Consider the following 637-nt stretch of genomic DNA (forward strand, 5'->3'; position numbering starts at 1 on the left):
GAAGGGGCAGCGACGGGTGCAGATGTCACCCATGATCATGAAGGTGGCGGTACCGCCGGAGAAACACTCGCCCAGGTTCGGGCAGGAGGCCTCCTCGCAGACGCTGTGCAGCTTGTGCTTGCGCAGCAGTTGCTTGATTCGGGCCACCTCCGGCGAGGTGGCGATGGGGACGCGGATCCAGTCCGGTTTGCGCGGCACGTCCTCGGTGGGAATGATCTTCACGGGAATGCGCGCGACCTTCTCGGCGCCGCGCAGTTTTACGCCGGCCTGCAAAGGTTGCGGACGCGGGGTGATCTGGGTTTCGGTCATGTTCTTGCTCCGAAGGCTCGGCGTTTTTCGTAGGAGCAACAGCTCTCAGCCGCGGTAGTAGCGCTGCGGCACGAAGGGGGTCTTGGCCACTTTCATCGCCACGCGCTTGCCGCGCACCAGGGCCCAGACTTCGCTGTCCAGCGCGGCGTGGCTGGCGCTCACGTAGCCCATGGCCACCGGGGCACCGAGGCTCGGGCCGAAGCCGCCGCTGGTGACGCGGCCGATCACCGTGCCCTCGGCATCGACGATCTCGGCGCCTTCGCGCACCGGCACACGCTCCAGTGGCAGCAGGCCGACACGCTTGCTCGGCACGCCGTCGCGCTGCTGG

The 637-nt window shown here is 67.5% G+C and carries 1 protein-coding gene and 1 pseudogene; both read right to left on the bottom strand.

The window, feature by feature from the left end; all coding sequences use genetic code 11:
* Nucleotides 1–309, bottom strand: a pseudogene (locus tag E8F06_RS00080) (lipoyl synthase); the annotation flags it as partial.
* Nucleotides 310–354: 45 nt separating this feature from the next.
* Nucleotides 355–637 (bottom strand): glycine cleavage T C-terminal barrel domain-containing protein (locus E8F06_RS00085; protein ID WP_280362970.1); only part of this gene is annotated, 283 nt, incomplete at its 5' end.

It is taken from the genome of Pseudomonas sp. BN411, from assembly GCF_029871235.1.
In the GTDB taxonomy this organism is placed as follows: Bacteria; Pseudomonadota; Gammaproteobacteria; order Pseudomonadales; family Pseudomonadaceae; genus Metapseudomonas.